The following is a 14,584-nucleotide window of genomic DNA, read 5'->3' as shown; positions in this document are numbered from 1 at the left end:
TCGACTCCGCGGAGAAAGACCAGAAGTCCCGCGTCGGTGCGCCGACGACGAACATGATGCACGACAAGGGGCTCTCGACGAACATCGGCTGGCAGGACAAGGACGCCTACGGCAACTCCCTGTCCAGCCGCCAGCGCGAGAAGATGCAACGGCTCCGCACGTGGAACGAGCGCTTCCGCACGCGTGATTCCAAGGAACGTAACCTCAAACAGGCGCTCGGGGAGATCGACCGCATGGCGAGCGCACTCGGCCTGCCCGAGAACGTTCGGGAGACCGCGAGCGTCATCTACCGCCGGGCGCTCGACGAGGACCTCCTCCCCGGCCGGTCCATCGAGGGCGTCGCCACCTCCGCGCTCTACGCCGCCGCGCGACAGGCCGGCACGCCACGGAGCCTCGACGAAATCACCGACGTGAGCCGCGTCGAGAAGGACGAGATCGCCCGTACCTACCGCTACGTGGTGCGCGAACTCAACCTGGAGATTCAGCCGGCGGACCCCGAGAGCTACGTGCCGCGGTTCGCCAGCGACCTCGACCTCTCCGACGAGTCCGAGCGTCGCGCCCGTGAACTGCTCCGGAACGCCAAGGATGCCGGCATCCACTCCGGGAAGTCCCCCGTGGGACTCGCCGCGGCCGCCGTCTACGCCGCCTCGTTGCTCACCAACGAGAAGGTGACGCAGTCGCAGGTCAGCGACGTGGCAAATATCTCGGAGGTCACCATCCGCAACCGCTACCACGAACTCCTCGAAGCCGAGAGCGGCACCCCGTCGCTCTGATGGGGCGAACCCACGAGTACGTCTGTCCGACCTGTGGTGCGGTGGTCGAACGACCCTTCCGCGCGCCCTCCGTCGTTCGCCAGTGTGACAACGGCTGTTCGTTCGGTCACTTCCTCAGAGCCGACATCCTCGCCCGTGTCGAGGAGGTTCCGGAGGAGGCACGCCCCGACGACTGGAACGAGATGGAAGTCGAGAACCGGTTGCTCGTCGCGATGCGCGAGGGCGTCGTCTCGATGCCCGACCTCCGCTGAGCGGGCGGTCGTCGCTCACGACTCGCAGTCAGAACAGCGAGAGCGCCGCCATCCGCGCCCGTCGCTTCACACCGCCCCCGAACTGCCGGACACTGACCCGCCACGGCGTTCGACTGCCGACGACGGTGGTTCGTCCCTCCGTGACGGCGTCGAGGATGCCCTCCGCGGAGCGGTCGTCGGTAGCGACCTGTGTGACCGCCTGCCCGACCATCTCGGCGATGTGTGCGTCGCTACCCGCGGTCATCGGGAGGCCGCGACGCTCGGCGAACCGTTTGGCGCGTCGGTTCGACCGGCCGGTGAACAGCCGGGAGTTGTACACCTCGATGGCGTCGGCGGCCGCGAGTTGTTCGTTCGAGATGTGTGGGGCGACGCCGTGACGGGAGCGCTGGAACGGGTGGGGGACGACGGCGATGCCGTCTTGCTCCCGGATACGGTCGAGCGTCTCGTCGAACGGCAGACCCGCGGGGACACGCTCCTCGAGGCCGAACCCGAGGACGTGCCCTGCGGCGCTGGTTATCTCCATGCCCGTGATACCGACGAGGCCGTACTCCGGAGCGAGGTCGGCCATCCGGAGTGAGGCGTCTATCTCGTCGTGGTCGGTGACGGCGAGGGCGTCGAGGCCGACGGCCGCCGCCTGCTCCAGGAGGAGTTCGACGGGGTCACGACCGTCGTACGAGAGGTCGGAGTGGCTGTGAAGCTCGACGCTGAGCACGGTTCGAGTAGACCCGGCGAGAGCAAAAACAGTCCGGTCGGAGGCATGAATGCGTCGTGACAACACGAATCAGCCCACCAAGCGTGGTCCGAAGGGTGGCTGCCGCACTACTGTAAAATACACTTAGTTGGTCAGAACTGCGGTGCTCTCCGCCCCGACACCACACGTTCATGGATACAATTGGGGCTCCGACCACCCTCCGATGGAAACCCCTATTGTCCCCCTTCGCGCACCACCTGCCAATGAGCCTCGTCCCGTCCGACCGTGACCTCGTCGTCGCGGAACTGGGCCGTGACCCGACCCCGACCGAGGAGGCGCTCTTCGAGAACCTCTGGAGCGAACACTGTGCCTACCGCTCTTCACGACCGCTGCTGTCGGCGTTCGAGAGCGACGGCGACCAGGTCGTCGTCGGGCCGGGCGACGACGCGGCCGTCGTCGCACTCCCCGACGCGTCGGGGGAGGGCTACTCCGAGGAGTGGTACGTCACGCTCGGTATCGAGAGCCACAACCACCCCTCCTACGTCGACCCGTTCGACGGCGCGGCGACGGGCGTCGGCGGCATCGTCCGCGACACGCTCTCGATGGGCGCGTACCCCATCGCCCTCGCGGACTCGCTGTACTTCGGCCCGTTCGAGCGCGAACACTCCCAGTATCTCATGGACGGCGTCGTCGAGGGCATCGGCCACTACGGTAACTGCATCGGCGTTCCGACGGTGACGGGCAGCGTCGCGTTCCACGAGGACTACGTCGGGAACCCGCTCGTCAACGTCGCCTGCGTCGGCCTGCTGCACGACGACCGCCTCGTCACCGCCGTCGCCGAGGAACCGGGGAACGCCCTCGTCCTCGTCGGCAACGCGACGGGGCGTGACGGCCTCGGCGGGGCCTCCTTCGCCAGCGAGGACCTGGCGGAGGACGCCGAGACGGAGGACCGTCCCGCGGTGCAGGTCGGCGACCCCTACGCCGAGAAGCGCCTCGTGGAGTGCAACGAGGCGCTCGTCGACGATGACCTGCTTCGGTCGGCCCGTGACCTCGGAGCGGCGGGTCTCGGTGGAGCCTCCTCCGAACTCGTCGCCAAGGGTGGTCTCGGTGCGGACATCGCGCTCGAACGCGTCCACCAGCGCGAACCGGAGATGCACCCCCTCGAAATCCTCCTCGCCGAATCGCAAGAACGGATGGTCTACGAGGTCCGCCCCGAGGACGTCGACCGGGTACGGGAACTCGCCGACCGCTTCCACCTCGGCTGTTCGGTCATCGGCGAGGTCACCGACGGCGACTACACCTGCACGTTCACCGACGGCGGCGAGACGGAGACGGTCGTCGACGTCCCCGCCGAGTTCCTCGCCGACGGCGCGCCGATGAACGACCTCGACCACGTCGACCCGGACCCGCAGTCCCGCGACCTGCCCGACGTCGACCTCTCGGATGCGTTCGAGGCCGTCGTCGGTGCCCCCTCGACGGCGAGCAAGTCGTGGGTCTACCGCCAGTACGACCACGAGGTCGGCACCCGGACGGCGGTCGGACCCGGCGGTGACGCCGCGCTGGTCGCCGTCCGCGAGGCCGACACCGGACTCGCGTTCTCCTCGGGTGCTGACCCGAACTGGACGACCGCGAATCCCTACGAGGGCGCACGTGCGGTGGCACTGGAGAACGCGACGAACCTCGCCGTGACCGGTGCACGACCGCTCGCCGCCGTCGACTGTCTGAACGGCGGCAATCCCGAGAACCCCGACGTCTACGGCGGGTTCCGGGCCATCGTCGACGGTCTCGCCGAGATGTGTGCGGCCCTCTCGGTGCCCGTCGTCGGCGGGAACGTCTCGCTGTACAACGACTCGGTCTCGGGGCCGATTCCGCCGACGCCGACGCTGGCGATGGTCGGGACGAAGACCGGGTACGATGCACCGTCGAGTGCGTTCGTGGGCGAGGGGACGCTGCTCGTCGTCGGCGACGACGTGCTGGCGGGTGGCGAGGCCGGCCTCGGTGGGTCGGAACTCCTCGCGCAGTTCGGTGGGAGCGACCGCTTCCCGACGCTGCCCGAGACTCCGGCGAGCGTGGTCGACGCGCTGGCGGCCGTGGCGAACGACGAGTCCACCCTCGCGGTCCACGACGCCAGCCACGGCGGCCTCGCAGTGACGCTCGCCGAGATGGTGACCGACGACGCGGGCGCGACGGTGACGCTCGACGCCGACGCGCCCGCGGTCGAGTGTCTCTTCCACGAGCAGGTCGGCCGCGCCGTCGTCGAGACGACCGACCCCGACGCCGTCCGTGGGGCGTTCGACGGCGTCGCCTCCGTGACCGAGGTCGGTCGGGCCGACGGTTCCGGGACGCTCTCGGTGACCGTGGACGGGGAGACGCTCGACGACGACGCGGCGGCGATCCGTGACCTTCGGTCGGTCGTCGAACGCGAACTGGAGTGACCGTCGCCCGGAGGGAGTGACGGACGGGGCTTTTTGTCGCCGACGTGCCTCCAGCGACCGATGGACTCCGAGAGAGAGAAGATGCTCGCTGGCGAACCGTACGACCCGAGCGACGCCGAACTCGTCGCCGACCGACGTCGGGCGGAGTCGACGGCGGCCGAATACAACCGGACCGACCCGGACGAGAGCGACGAACGCCAGCGCCTGCTCGACGGTCTGTTCGGGTCGGTCGGCGAGCACGTCAGCGTCGAGCCACCGGTTCGCTGTGACTACGGCTCCAACGTCCACGTCGGCGACCGCTTTTTCGCCAACGTCGACTGTGTCTTCCTCGATGTCTGCCGAATCGAGTTCGGCGACGACTGCATGCTCGGGCCGGGGGTCCACGTCTACACCGCGACCCACCCGCTGAACCCCGAGGAGCGCGCGGCGGGACTGGAGTACGGCAAACCGGTCACGGTCGGCGACGACGTCTGGGTCGGCGGGCGAGCGGTGCTCAACCCCGGCGTGACGGTCGGTGACGGGGCGATGGTCGCATCTGGGGCCGTCGTCACCGAGGACGTGCCGCCGCGGGTCGTGGTGCAGGGGAACCCGGCGGACGTGGTCCGAGAAATCGAGTGAGCGGTCGGTGGGTGCTTCGACTGGGTGGCCGACGGCTCAGAGCGTGAGGAGGATGGGGACGCCGAACACGACGAGGAGGCCGACCAGCGCGACGAGTGCACCGATGCCGACCATGCGGTTCGTGTACGGTCCCTGCGGTGCGGTCTGGCGATGGTCGGGTCGTGGCTCGGGGTGGTCGTTCCCCTCGACGGCGTGGTCCTCGTGGTGGTCCGGGTCGTCGGCGTGGTCGCTCATACCCTGTGCTCCCGCCGGTGACTACTTTGACCTGTCGGACTCACCCGCGGGGTCGGTGGTGAGGTCGAACGGGAACGTTCATGTAGCACGACCCGAACAGTGTTAAAGATGTTACAGTCAGCAATACAGACAGTACTGCCGCTTCAGGGAGAGGCCGCGGGGATGGTGGTCGTCTTCGTCGTCCTGGCACTGTTCCTCGCCGCCATCGTCGGTATCGTCGCCGGTCGGTGGTACGCCTTCGAGAAGGCGGACCGGCCGGGGTGGACGTCGCTGATTCCCATCTACCGAGTCTACGTCAAACTTCAGGTCGCCGATAAGTCAGGGTGGTGGGTTCTTCCCGCGATGGTTCCCCTGGTCAACGTCGTCGTCCTGCCGAAGATCAACTACGACTTCGCCAAGACGTTCGGGATGGACGGCGCGACGGCGGCGATCTACGGTCTGGGACTGTTCTTCCTGCCGTTCGTCTTCTGGCCGCTGTTGGCGTTCGGCGACTACTCGTACGAGCCACCGGCACAGAACACCGTCCACGAGGACTGGGCCTGAGCGGGAGGCGGGTCACACGACGAACCGGCGCGTCGTGGGAGTCGAACCGGTCGGAATCCCGACGCGAGAAACGACTATTGCTGTCACGCGTCAAGGTCGACCATGTCGATTCCCGGCTACGACCCGGCGGACCTGGACCGGATGTTGCTCGCACGTCTCGACGAGGAGGACCTGGGGACGGTGCTGGACACCGAACAGCTCCGACGCTACGAGGCGGGCGCTGACCTCGTGGACGTGTTGAGCGAGGCGGAGATACGCGAGGTTCTCGGGGACGGGTCGAAATCGTGAACAGAGCGGGCCGCGAAGGCCCGCACGTGCTGACCAAACGCATCATCCCGTGTATCGACGTGGACGTGGACGACGACGGCGAACCGGCGGTCTACACCGGCGTCCACTTCGAGAACCTCCAGTACACGGGTGACCCGGTCGAACTCGCCCGCGAGTACAACGCGGCCGGGGCCGACGAGTTCGTCTTCCTCGACATCACCGCGAGCGCCGACGGCCGCGAGACGATGCTCGGGGTCGTCTCGGCGGTGGCCGACGAGTGTTTCATCCCGCTGACCGTCGGCGGCGGCATCCGGACCCGCGAGGACATCAAGGAGACGCTGCGGGCCGGTGCGGACAAGGTCTCCATCACGACGGGGGCGCTCGAACGCCCCGAACTCATCACCGAGGGCGCACGAGCGTTCGGCAACCAGTGTATCGTCATCAGCGTCGACGCCCGGCGGCGCTACGACGAGGCCGGCGAGCACTACGAGCAGGTCGACGGCGAGTCCTGCTGGTTCGAGTGTACGAAGAAGGGCGGCCGCGAGGGGACGGGCATCGACGTCGTCTCGTGGGCGGCCGAGGCCGAAGAACGCGGCGCGGGCGAACTGTTCGTCAACTCCATCGACGCCGACGGGACGAAAGACGGCTACGACCTGCCGCTCACGGGCGCGGTCTGTGACGCCGTCTCGACGCCGGTCATCGCCTCCTCCGGTGCGGGCAGTCCAGAGCACATGCGCGAGGCGTTCGACGCTGGCGCGGACGCCGCGCTCGCCGCCTCCATCTTCCACTTCGGCGAGTACACCATCGACGAGACGAAGGCGTACCTCGCGGACCACGGCGTTCCCGTCCGGCGCTGAGTCCACGAACCACCCGCCGTAACCCCGCTCTGAGTTCGCCAGGCGCTCGCGGGAAGTTCACCGGGCGGTCGCCGGTGTGCGAACGCTCGAACGCGACCAACGGGCGAGAGGTCGGGCCGTACACCGCGTTTGCGGCCACGTCCGTCGGGGCCGTCCCGAACGGCGCGACAGCGAGGGACACGCCGGCCACCGGGAGGTACTCTCCGAGGCCGTGTGCGAGTTCGGCGACGGCGACGAACACGAGGTCGAAGGGCGATTCGCGCCACGTCCCGTGTCGTTCTGACTCCGGTTCCGTGTCGTGGAGGTTCGGCGGGACGGCCGTGGCAGCGACCGGGTGAGGTGTCGCCGGCACGTCGTGAGGCGTCGCGTGGGAGAGCGCGCCCCCGACTGGCGTGCCGGCGTCTCAGGCCCCGCCGTCGTCCGGCGTGGCGTCCTCGACGGCCCGGAGTCGTTCGCGCAGTCGGTCGTTCTCGGCGGCCAGTGTCTCCACGTGCTCGTCACGGGCGGCCAGTTCCGAGCGGAGTTCCTCGGCCGTCTCGTCGAGTCGGGCGGCCAGACCCTGAATCGCGGCGAGTGCGACCCCGTCGGCGTCGACACTGTTGATGTGAGCGTCGCTGTCGCCGACGTCGACGATGCGGTGGAACGTCTCGGCCATCGGCCCGATGTGCCGGACTCCTCGGCCCTCGCCGTTCTCGTCGACGTACTCCCAGGTGGAGACCGGTGCGTCGAGGACGCCGTCGAGGACCGCCCGCGGGTCGACGGGGGTGACGTCGGTCTTCGCCGCGACGGTCGACGTCGTCGACCACCCCGTCGACCCGCCGGGGACGTACGTGACGCTGTTCGGCCCGGTGACGAACCGGACGCCGCCGCTCGCGCTCACGTTGAACGTCTCCTCGCCGGTGACCCCCGACCCCGCGACGTCCTGAGCCGAGGAGAACCCGTCCGGCGTACCGTCGCCGTCGACGTCGTGGTACTGTGACCCGTCGTTCCAGACGAAGGCGTTGTCGTCGGCCGCGTTCGCGGTGAGTCCCGCCGCGAACGAGTAGTTCCCGGCGGCGGTGTTGCGCTCGCCGCCGGGAATCGTCGCGTGGTCGCCGGTGGCGCTGTGGAGGACACCGCCGCCGACGGCCGCCCCCGACCCGCCAGCGGTGTTGCTGTTCCCGCCGGCCACCGTCGCGTTCCCACCCGACGCCTCGTTGTTCTGCCCGCCGGCGACGGTGTCGTGGCCGGACTCGGCGCGGTTGCTCTGCCCGCCGCCCACCGTCGCGTGCTGGTCGGTGGCGGTGTTGTTCTCGCCACCCGCGACGGTCGGCCCCCTGGCGGACGAGGAGGCGGTGTTCCCGCTCCCACCGCCGACGGTGGCGAACCGAGCGGTGGCGACGTTTCCCCGTCCACCACCGACCGTCCCGAACGGTCCGGCCCGGTTCGGGTCGAACTGGGTGCCGCCGCCACCGACGGTGCTTCCGCCGTCGTCGAACGCCGTGTTGCTCGCGGAGCCCGCGACCACGTTCGGACTGTCTTCGTCCCGCCCGCGTTCGACGAGCAGGACCCGTTCGTCCTCGACGACCACCTCGAACGGTGTGGCCGTCCGCGTCCCGACCAGCGGCGTCTCGACGGCGTCCGCGACGACGGTGTCGACGTCGACACCGTCGAACGCGGCGAGTTCGAGGAGCGTGTCGCCGTCGGCGTCCGTCCACGGCGACGCACCGACGGCGTCGACACGGACCTGCCCGTTCCCGTTGTCCGTCACCGAGAGGTTCGTGCCGAAGGTGACGTCACTCGCCTCCACGTCGTCCGGCGACCCGTCGCTGTCCGAGACGAGCGTCCGCGTGTCGGCCACGGTCACCGAGAGAACCCCCCGAGAGTCGATACGCAACCCCGGTCCCTCGAAGTCCGTAATCCTCGCCGGGTTGCGCGCCATCGCCAGACAGCCGAGGTTCAGGAGACAGTTCCCGCGAGCGTCCACGTCCCCGTTCCAGGGTCGGCCGGTCGGCCTGGACTGCCGAGCGCCCGTCCTGCCGATGCCGAGGGCTCCGACCCCGCCTACGCCGAGCACGGCGAGCGCCGCACGGCGTGACAGCGGGCGCACGCCGCGTCGCTCCCTGGCGGCGGCCCCCCCGCTTTCACCCTCCTCTCCCCGTTCCCTACTCGACTCGATTCCGTCTCCACTCGACTCCCGGTCGTTGGTGTCCATGAGTTCCATCCTGCCGTGGTCTCCCGACACCGACACGGTCACGCCGCCGACGGGTAGGACCACGAGCGGTTCCTCTGGGCGTCCCCTGACGATAGTTAACATTCACCTATGTAGGCGGGTCCGGGCTGCTCGCCCACCGTCGGCGCCGAGAGCGACACCGGTCGCCGGGCGGACTCCCGTAGCGGTGCGGTCGGGGAAGCCGAGTGAAACTGTTCAGCGAGCCGCCCAGTACCGCGAGAACGCCCTCCAGTACGTTCACGACGGTTCACTTTCACCGAGCTAGCCGCCCCCTTTTGCGCGTCGGTCCCCTGTCTCCAGTCGTCTCCCACCAGTCAGCAGGACCCCACGCTCCGGGCAGTCCTGCCGGGGGACACCGGCGACAGTGCATCGGCGACGCGCGCGACCCGCGCCGGGTGTTCCAGCACCCGACCGCCGAGTCCACGGAGAGTACGCATGGCAGGTAACCAGACCCACCGACAGCCTCGAATCCCGACGGGCCACGACGACCACGGCACCAGCGACCGGTCACCGTCGGTGGTGACCGGCCCGCACGCCGGCTACGACCGGTACGGTCACCTCGACCACTACTACTACCGGTGTGAGCGGTGCGGCCTCGAATCGACCGACGCGACGCTCGTCGAGGGCTGTCCCCGGTGTCGAGAGACGGAGGCCCGGCGATGACCGACGACCGACGGTCGCCGAGTGGCGGGTGGCGCGAGGTGTACGCCGAGATGGGCGTCTCGGCCGACCACGAACCGGACTCGCTGGACTGTCCGACCTGCGGTGACGACTGCCCGCGACTCCACACCGCGACGTACTGGTGTCCGACCCACGGGACGTGGCGCGTCGCGGTCGGGTAGTCTCGACGTGGTCGGCCGACGAGCGTACCGCTCAGGCCGGCGTGCGCTGACTTCCGGTCGCGTTCGTCGCCGTCGTGTCGCCCGTCCCGTTCGTGCCGTTCTGTGGCCGGATGACGACGGTGTCGTTCGGCCCGACGGTGAGGCGTTCCGTCGACCCGTCGCCCCGTTCCACGACGATGACGAGGCCGTTCGACCCGCTGGCATCGCCCCCGCCGGACTCGTTCTCGCCCGGTCGGACCGCCGCTCCGCGCAGGAACGCCTTCGCCTCTCGGCCGGTGCCGACGGTGTAGACGTCACCCGTGCGGGCGTCGACGAACGCGACGTACGAGACGCCGGCCGAGGAGTTCGGCACGATGTGGACCTGCCAGTAGAGTCGCTCGTCGCGGACCACGGGGAGGGGTTCGGCGGCCGAGACGTCGTTCAGTCGGGCGACGTCGGGTGTCTGACGGGCGTAGTTCGTCGCCTTCGACGGCCCGATGAGGGCTTCCGACTGCGAGAACGTCAGTCGCTCGGGCGCGCCGCTCCGCCCGTCGACGGTCCACAACTGGTAGATGCCCGCCGCGTCACCCCACGGTTCGGCCGCGAGGACGTACTCCGGCCCGTCCTCGGAGAAGACGGTGAACGGCTGGTCGTTCTCGCCCGGGACCGGCGCGAGTTCGAGCTGGTCCTCGTGGGTGACCCACGTGTTGACGATACCGTTCTGGTAGGCACGCGAGGCCACCTCGTAACGTGCGAGTTCGTACGGGTAGAAGTTCTGCCCCTCCAGAACCGCGCTCTCACGAGCCGCCTCGGGGGAGAGGTCCGTTATCGAGCCGTCGGGAGCGACGAGCGAGACGCCGCCGAACGTCGGCGTCGAGTGGAGCTGTGGCAGCGGTGACGCCCGGAACTCCCAGTCGTGGGTGACGTACGGGACGGCGATGTACATCGTGCCGTCGTGCGGGACGACGAACGGGTCGCGGTAGTCCCGCCAGAAGGCGTGTTTCGACAGCCGCCACTCCAGACCGTCGGTGACGGCCATCCCCTGACCGACCGCGAACGACTGGTCGCGCACCTCGACGCTCGACTGCGTGGTGGTCATGTCGACGAACACCGCACCGCGCTGCTGGAGGCGAAGCGAGTTCAGACCGCCGTCGGGCGCGAGGGCGTACGACCATCGTGGCGTCCCGTCCACGACCGAGATGTCACCGCCGACGAGACGGTACTGTGGCGACTGGAGGGAGTTCTGCGCGTACTCGCGGGCGACCGTCTGGGGGAGGACGCGGGCGTTCCGGGCGTCCGTCTCCGGGAGCGTGTCGGTCTCGGTGACGGCCGCGCCGACACGGTCGGAGGTGGCCGTCGCCGAGTAGAGGCCGCCGACGAACGACCCCACGAACACCGCGAGGACGACGAGTGCGACGAACGCCACGACCACCACCGGGACCTGCCCGGCGTCGGTCCGAACGTGCGTGTCGGTGCCGACCCACCCCACGCGAAACCCGTAGCCGACGTAGCCGACGACCAGGAGTCCCACGACGGCGAGCCACTGGAGGACGCCGGGTGACTGGACGACGAGACGGTACGCCAGCGGCTGAATCCACGGGCGGACGAACCAAGCGACGGCGAGCACGACCAGCGACAGGAGGACTGTCACGAGGAGCCGACGGGAGACCGAGACCATATCTCCGGAGTCCGAACGGACCCTGATAAATCCCGGTGACGCGGTCGGACGCCGAGCGTCGTCACCGGGCGGAGAAGGGAAACGGAGAGGAGAGAACGCGACCGAGCGAGTTCAGTGAGCGGCTTCGAACGTCTCGCGGAACGAGGTCGACTTGGCCTTGACGTTACCGGCGGCGTCGGCGAGCGCGTCGAGCGGGTCGGTGCCCTCCTCGGTCTTGACGGTGAGGACGGGGTCGGTCTGTCCCCCGGACTGCTCGGGGTTCACGTCGTACGTCGCCGCCGCGACGCCCTCGGTCTCCAGCAGCGCCCCCTTCAGCACGTTCATGAACGTGTGGTCCTCGCCGGCGATCTCTATCGACAGCTCCGTCGGCTCGTTCTCGATGACCCGGAGTTCCATGTCCCCACGGAGGCCCAACGGCCGTTTCAACGTTTCGAAGGTACGAGCAGACGCCGTCGAGACGGCGATAGAACTACGGTACGCCTTGTCGTGTCACGACCATGCATCCCACGATAGCCGACACGCTGGAGTTGAGCGCCGGAAAGTACCCCGAACGCGACGCGCTGGTCTACCCCCGGAAGGACCAGCGCTGGACCTACGGCGAGTTCGACGAGCGAGCGAACCGACTGGCGAACGCGCTCGCCGACCGCGGCGTCGAGCACGGCGACCGCGTCTCGACGCTGCTGTTCAACGGGACCGAAATCGTCCTGACCGTCTACGCCTGCGCGAAACTGGGTGCGGTGTTCAACCCGCTGAACTACCGGCTGAAAGCCGGCGAGGTGGCGTTCATCCTGAACGACGCCGAGTCCTCGCTGGTCGTCTTCGAGGACGCCACCCGCGAGGCCCTCGAAGGCGCACGCGAGTCGCTGGACACCGTCGAGACGTCCCTCACCGTCGACGGCCCCGCCTCGGGTGGCGACGTCTCGGGTGACCTCCCCGAGTACGCCGAGGACTTCTACGCCGTGCTGGACGAGGCGGACGCGGGCCGACCGGAGACGGACGTGGCGGAAGACGACGTCTACGCGTTCATCTACACCTCGGGGACGACGGGTCGCCCGAAAGGCGTCGTCCACGAACACCGAAGCATGGTCGAACACAGCGTCATCTGCGTCGCCGAGAGCGGCCTCACGAAGAGCGACGTCGGTCTCTCCTGTCTCCCGTTGTATCACTGTGCGGAACTGCACGCCAACCTCTTCCCGCGGGTCCACGTCGGTGCGACGAGCGTCGTCCACCACGACTTCGACCCCGTGGCCGTCCTCGGCGCTATCGAGGACCACGGCGTGACCCAACTGTTCGCCGCACCGACCGCCTGGAACGCGCTGGCCCAGACCGCTCCCGAGGTGGACGCGGACGTCTCGACGCTCGACATCGGCTTCTACGGTGCGGCCCCGATGCCCGAACGCGTCCTCGACGCCTGCCGCGAGCAGTTCACGGAGAACTACCTGCAGGCGTACGGGATGACCGAAATCGGTCCGTGTGGCACCTTCCAGCACCCCGACGAACAGGTTCCCAAGCAGGGGTCGGCGGGCCTGCCCGCACTCAACCACGACCTGCGTGTCGTCACGCCGGACGGCCACCCCAGCGAGACGGTCGAACGGGGCGACGTCGGCGAGGTGCTGTTCGCCGGGCCGTGTACGATGCGCGAGTACTGGAACCGTCCCGAGGCGACCGAGCGCTCGCTCCGCGAGGCCGACGGCAAGACGTGGTACTACTCCGGCGATTTGGGCTACCGCGACGAGGACGGCTACCTCTACGTCGTCGACCGGAAGGACGACATGATCGTCTCCGGCGGCGAGAACATCTACCCGACGGAGGTCGAGGACGTGCTGTTCGGCCACGACGAGGTGGTCGAGGCGGCCGTCGTCGGCCAACCCGACGAGGAGTGGGGCGAACTCGTCACCGCCTACGTCGTCGCCGACGGCGACGTGACCGCCGAAGAGTTGGACGCGTTCTGCAAGACCAGCGACGACCTGGCGGAGTTCAAGCGACCGCGAGCGTACGAGTTCGTCGAGGAACTGCCCAAGAACCCGAGTGGGAAGGTGCAGAAGTTCAAGCTGCGCGACTCGGAGTGACCGAAGGGAACGAGAGTCGCGGGGAGACGAGCGGGGAGCGCTAGCGACCCGCGAGTTGCGAGACGGCGAGTGAGAACCACGTTCTGACGAACGGCGACCGCGCGGGACCTCCGGTTCCGCTGGCAATCAGCGGCTTCGCCGCCGATGACGCAGGGAGCCGTGAGGTGCGAAACTCGGAGGGAGGGCGCAGGTCGCTCCGACGACTACTTCGGCACGAACACGAACGGGTTGTGTCGCCACGCGCGGTAGCGGTGGTCCGCACCGACGACCGACCAGACGCTCCGCGGTCGGGTTCCCAGCACCTCCTCGATGCGGTCGTGTGAGAGCACGTTCTCACCCTCGATGAGCAACTGGAACCGTTCGGCGAACGTCTCGGGGTCGAACGGCGAGTCCTCCCCGAGGTGCTCGTGGGGGTCCTCGGCGACCCCCCGGTAGTGGGCCCGTCCCATCCGGTTGTGGTAGGTGAACACGAGGTGACCGCCGGGTTCGACGGCGGCGTAGAGGGTCCGGAGCGCCCGTTCCACGTCCGCGACGTAGACGAGCGTGTAGAACGCGGAGACCACCTCAAACTGCCGGTCGGGGTCGAATCGGGGGAGTTCGGCGTGCTCGAACGCGACGTTCCCGTCGCCCTCCTCGTGGGCGTGTTCGCGGTTCGATTCGAGTAGCGGGTCGGCGACGTCGTAGCCCACCACCTCGGTCGCGGGGTGGCGCTCGGCCACGTCGAAGACGGTCGTCCCGGTGCCACAGCCGACGTCGGCGTAGGTGTCGGGAGCGCCCCACTCGTCGAGGAGTTCGCGGAACGGTTCGAGGAGGAGGTGAGCGCTCGGACTCGCCGCCGCGCGGTCGGCCTCGCTCGGGTCGGTCCAGTAGTCGTCCCAGTCGATAGTGTCGCGGTACTGCGTCGTCGGGTCGTCGTTGGTGCCTGGCATAGCGGAGTCGTCACTGTTCGGTGAGCGGTTCGTGACTCGGGCGCGTCGACCGAGAGCGTCTCTCGCTCCCGACCTCTGGAGAGAGCAGGCGCTACCGACTTAATTCTGACGTTATAAAAGACTGTTTTTCCTGCTGACTACTTCTCGTGTCCGGCACTTAGTCGTTTCGACGGTCGGCGAGCGGTCGAACCCCGGCGAGCGGCCCC

16 protein-coding genes are annotated in these 14,584 nt (G+C 68.8%); 10 read left to right on the top strand and 6 right to left on the bottom strand.

Going from position 1 to position 14,584, the window contains the following annotated elements; translation table 11 throughout:
- A partial coding sequence (locus tag GQS65_RS16200) for a transcription initiation factor IIB (protein ID WP_158205676.1) occupies positions 1-773 on the top strand: 773 nt, incomplete at its 5' end.
- Positions 773-1,024, top strand: coding sequence for a hypothetical protein (locus GQS65_RS16195; RefSeq protein ID WP_158205675.1), 252 nt, complete (start codon positions 773-775; stop codon positions 1,022-1,024). The genes GQS65_RS16200 and GQS65_RS16195, both read left to right, overlap by 1 nt.
- A gap of 28 nt (positions 1,025-1,052) precedes the next feature.
- Here the strand turns inward: GQS65_RS16195 and GQS65_RS16190 are convergent, their stop codons facing one another.
- On the bottom strand, positions 1,053-1,736 hold the full coding sequence (locus GQS65_RS16190) for a CehA/McbA family metallohydrolase (protein ID WP_368280284.1): 684 nt from the start codon (positions 1,734-1,736) through the stop codon (positions 1,053-1,055).
- Positions 1,737-1,978: 242 nt separating this feature from the next.
- Here GQS65_RS16190 and purL point away from each other — a divergent pair, with 242 nt between their 5' ends.
- Together purL and GQS65_RS16180 are read left to right on the top strand one after the other, a co-directional pair.
- Positions 1,979-4,150 carry a phosphoribosylformylglycinamidine synthase subunit PurL gene (gene purL / locus GQS65_RS16185; protein WP_158205674.1) on the top strand — a complete coding sequence of 724 codons (2,172 nt, stop codon included), beginning with the start codon at positions 1,979-1,981 and terminating at the stop codon, positions 4,148-4,150.
- A gap of 60 nt (positions 4,151-4,210) precedes the next feature.
- Positions 4,211-4,768: a sugar O-acetyltransferase gene (locus GQS65_RS16180; RefSeq protein WP_158205673.1), complete on the top strand. Its 558-nt coding sequence runs from the start codon at positions 4,211-4,213 to the stop codon at positions 4,766-4,768.
- A gap of 36 nt (positions 4,769-4,804) precedes the next feature.
- Here GQS65_RS16180 and GQS65_RS16175 read toward each other — a convergent pair whose 3' ends face one another.
- On the bottom strand, positions 4,805-5,002 hold the full coding sequence (locus GQS65_RS16175; protein WP_158205672.1) for a DUF7550 family protein: 198 nt from the start codon (positions 5,000-5,002) through the stop codon (positions 4,805-4,807).
- A 108-nt stretch (positions 5,003-5,110) separates the two neighbouring features.
- Here GQS65_RS16175 and GQS65_RS16170 point away from each other — a divergent pair, with 108 nt between their 5' ends.
- From GQS65_RS16170 to hisF, 3 genes are all read left to right on the top strand, one after another.
- Positions 5,111-5,545, top strand: coding sequence for a DUF5684 domain-containing protein (locus tag GQS65_RS16170; RefSeq protein ID WP_158205671.1), 435 nt, complete (start codon positions 5,111-5,113; stop codon positions 5,543-5,545).
- A 102-nt stretch (positions 5,546-5,647) separates the two neighbouring features.
- A complete protein-coding gene (locus tag GQS65_RS16165) occupies positions 5,648-5,833 on the top strand; it encodes a hypothetical protein (RefSeq protein WP_158205670.1) in 186 nt (61 codons plus the stop codon).
- A 26-nt stretch (positions 5,834-5,859) separates the two neighbouring features.
- On the top strand, positions 5,860-6,669 hold the full coding sequence (hisF, locus tag GQS65_RS16160; RefSeq protein ID WP_368280283.1) for an imidazole glycerol phosphate synthase subunit HisF: 810 nt from the start codon (positions 5,860-5,862) through the stop codon (positions 6,667-6,669).
- 403 nt (positions 6,670-7,072) lie between these two features.
- On the opposite strand, the gene GQS65_RS16155 is transcribed toward hisF, so the two are convergent.
- Entirely contained in the window at positions 7,073-8,872 is a 1,800-nt protein-coding gene (locus GQS65_RS16155; RefSeq protein WP_158205669.1) for a tail fiber domain-containing protein, read from the bottom strand.
- Between the two features lie 444 nt (positions 8,873-9,316).
- Between GQS65_RS16155 and GQS65_RS16150 the strand changes: the two genes are divergently transcribed.
- Positions 9,317-9,544, top strand: coding sequence for a hypothetical protein (locus tag GQS65_RS16150; protein ID WP_158205668.1), 228 nt, complete (start codon positions 9,317-9,319; stop codon positions 9,542-9,544).
- Positions 9,541-9,723: a hypothetical protein gene (locus GQS65_RS16145; protein WP_158205667.1), complete on the top strand. Its 183-nt coding sequence runs from the start codon at positions 9,541-9,543 to the stop codon at positions 9,721-9,723. The genes GQS65_RS16150 and GQS65_RS16145 overlap by 4 nt, the downstream gene beginning before the upstream one ends.
- 31 nt (positions 9,724-9,754) lie before the next feature.
- Here GQS65_RS16145 and GQS65_RS16140 read toward each other — a convergent pair whose 3' ends face one another.
- Both GQS65_RS16140 and GQS65_RS16135 read right to left on the bottom strand, forming a co-directional pair.
- Positions 9,755-11,380 carry a hypothetical protein gene (locus GQS65_RS16140; protein WP_158205666.1) on the bottom strand — a complete coding sequence of 542 codons (1,626 nt, stop codon included), beginning with the start codon at positions 11,378-11,380 and terminating at the stop codon, positions 9,755-9,757.
- Between the two features lie 111 nt (positions 11,381-11,491).
- The gene (locus GQS65_RS16135; RefSeq protein WP_158205665.1) at positions 11,492-11,776 is read right to left on the bottom strand and encodes a DNA-directed RNA polymerase subunit L; all 285 of its coding nucleotides are present in this window, start codon (positions 11,774-11,776) and stop codon (positions 11,492-11,494) included.
- A gap of 101 nt (positions 11,777-11,877) precedes the next feature.
- On the opposite strand from GQS65_RS16135, the gene GQS65_RS16130 reads away from it, so the two are divergent.
- A complete protein-coding gene (locus tag GQS65_RS16130) occupies positions 11,878-13,449 on the top strand; it encodes a long-chain-fatty-acid--CoA ligase (RefSeq protein WP_158205664.1) in 1,572 nt (523 codons plus the stop codon).
- A 203-nt stretch (positions 13,450-13,652) separates the two neighbouring features.
- Here the strand turns inward: GQS65_RS16130 and GQS65_RS16125 are convergent, their stop codons facing one another.
- Positions 13,653-14,378, bottom strand: a complete 726-nt coding sequence (locus GQS65_RS16125) for a class I SAM-dependent methyltransferase (protein WP_158205663.1) — start codon at positions 14,376-14,378, stop codon at positions 13,653-13,655.
- Between the last annotated feature and the right edge of the window lie 206 nt (positions 14,379-14,584).

This window comes from Halomarina oriensis, from assembly GCF_009791395.1.
Taxonomy (GTDB): domain Archaea; phylum Halobacteriota; class Halobacteria; order Halobacteriales; family Haloarculaceae; genus Halomarina; species Halomarina oriensis.
This window is presented reverse-complemented; position numbering and strand designations above follow the sequence as displayed.

Excerpts from the sequence above, each read along its gene's own strand:
- GQS65_RS16125 (WP_158205663.1), bottom strand. The coding sequence starts at position 14,378 with ATGCCAGGCACCAACGACGACCCGACGACGCAGTACCGCGACACTATC.
- GQS65_RS16175 (WP_158205672.1), bottom strand. The coding sequence starts at position 5,002 with ATGAGCGACCACGCCGACGACCCGGACCACCACGAGGACCACGCCGTC.
- GQS65_RS16165 (WP_158205670.1), top strand. The coding sequence starts at position 5,648 with ATGTCGATTCCCGGCTACGACCCGGCGGACCTGGACCGGATGTTGCTC.
- GQS65_RS16170 (WP_158205671.1), top strand. The coding sequence starts at position 5,111 with ATGTTACAGTCAGCAATACAGACAGTACTGCCGCTTCAGGGAGAGGCC.
- GQS65_RS16180 (WP_158205673.1), top strand. The coding sequence starts at position 4,211 with ATGGACTCCGAGAGAGAGAAGATGCTCGCTGGCGAACCGTACGACCCG.
- GQS65_RS16195 (WP_158205675.1), top strand. The coding sequence starts at position 773 with ATGGGGCGAACCCACGAGTACGTCTGTCCGACCTGTGGTGCGGTGGTC.
- GQS65_RS16130 (WP_158205664.1), top strand. The coding sequence starts at position 11,878 with ATGCATCCCACGATAGCCGACACGCTGGAGTTGAGCGCCGGAAAGTAC.
- GQS65_RS16140 (WP_158205666.1), bottom strand. The coding sequence starts at position 11,380 with ATGGTCTCGGTCTCCCGTCGGCTCCTCGTGACAGTCCTCCTGTCGCTG.
- GQS65_RS16150 (WP_158205668.1), top strand. The coding sequence starts at position 9,317 with ATGGCAGGTAACCAGACCCACCGACAGCCTCGAATCCCGACGGGCCAC.
- purL (WP_158205674.1), top strand. The coding sequence starts at position 1,979 with ATGAGCCTCGTCCCGTCCGACCGTGACCTCGTCGTCGCGGAACTGGGC.
- GQS65_RS16135 (WP_158205665.1), bottom strand. The coding sequence starts at position 11,776 with ATGGAACTCCGGGTCATCGAGAACGAGCCGACGGAGCTGTCGATAGAG.
- GQS65_RS16145 (WP_158205667.1), top strand. The coding sequence starts at position 9,541 with ATGACCGACGACCGACGGTCGCCGAGTGGCGGGTGGCGCGAGGTGTAC.
- GQS65_RS16155 (WP_158205669.1), bottom strand. The coding sequence starts at position 8,872 with ATGGAACTCATGGACACCAACGACCGGGAGTCGAGTGGAGACGGAATC.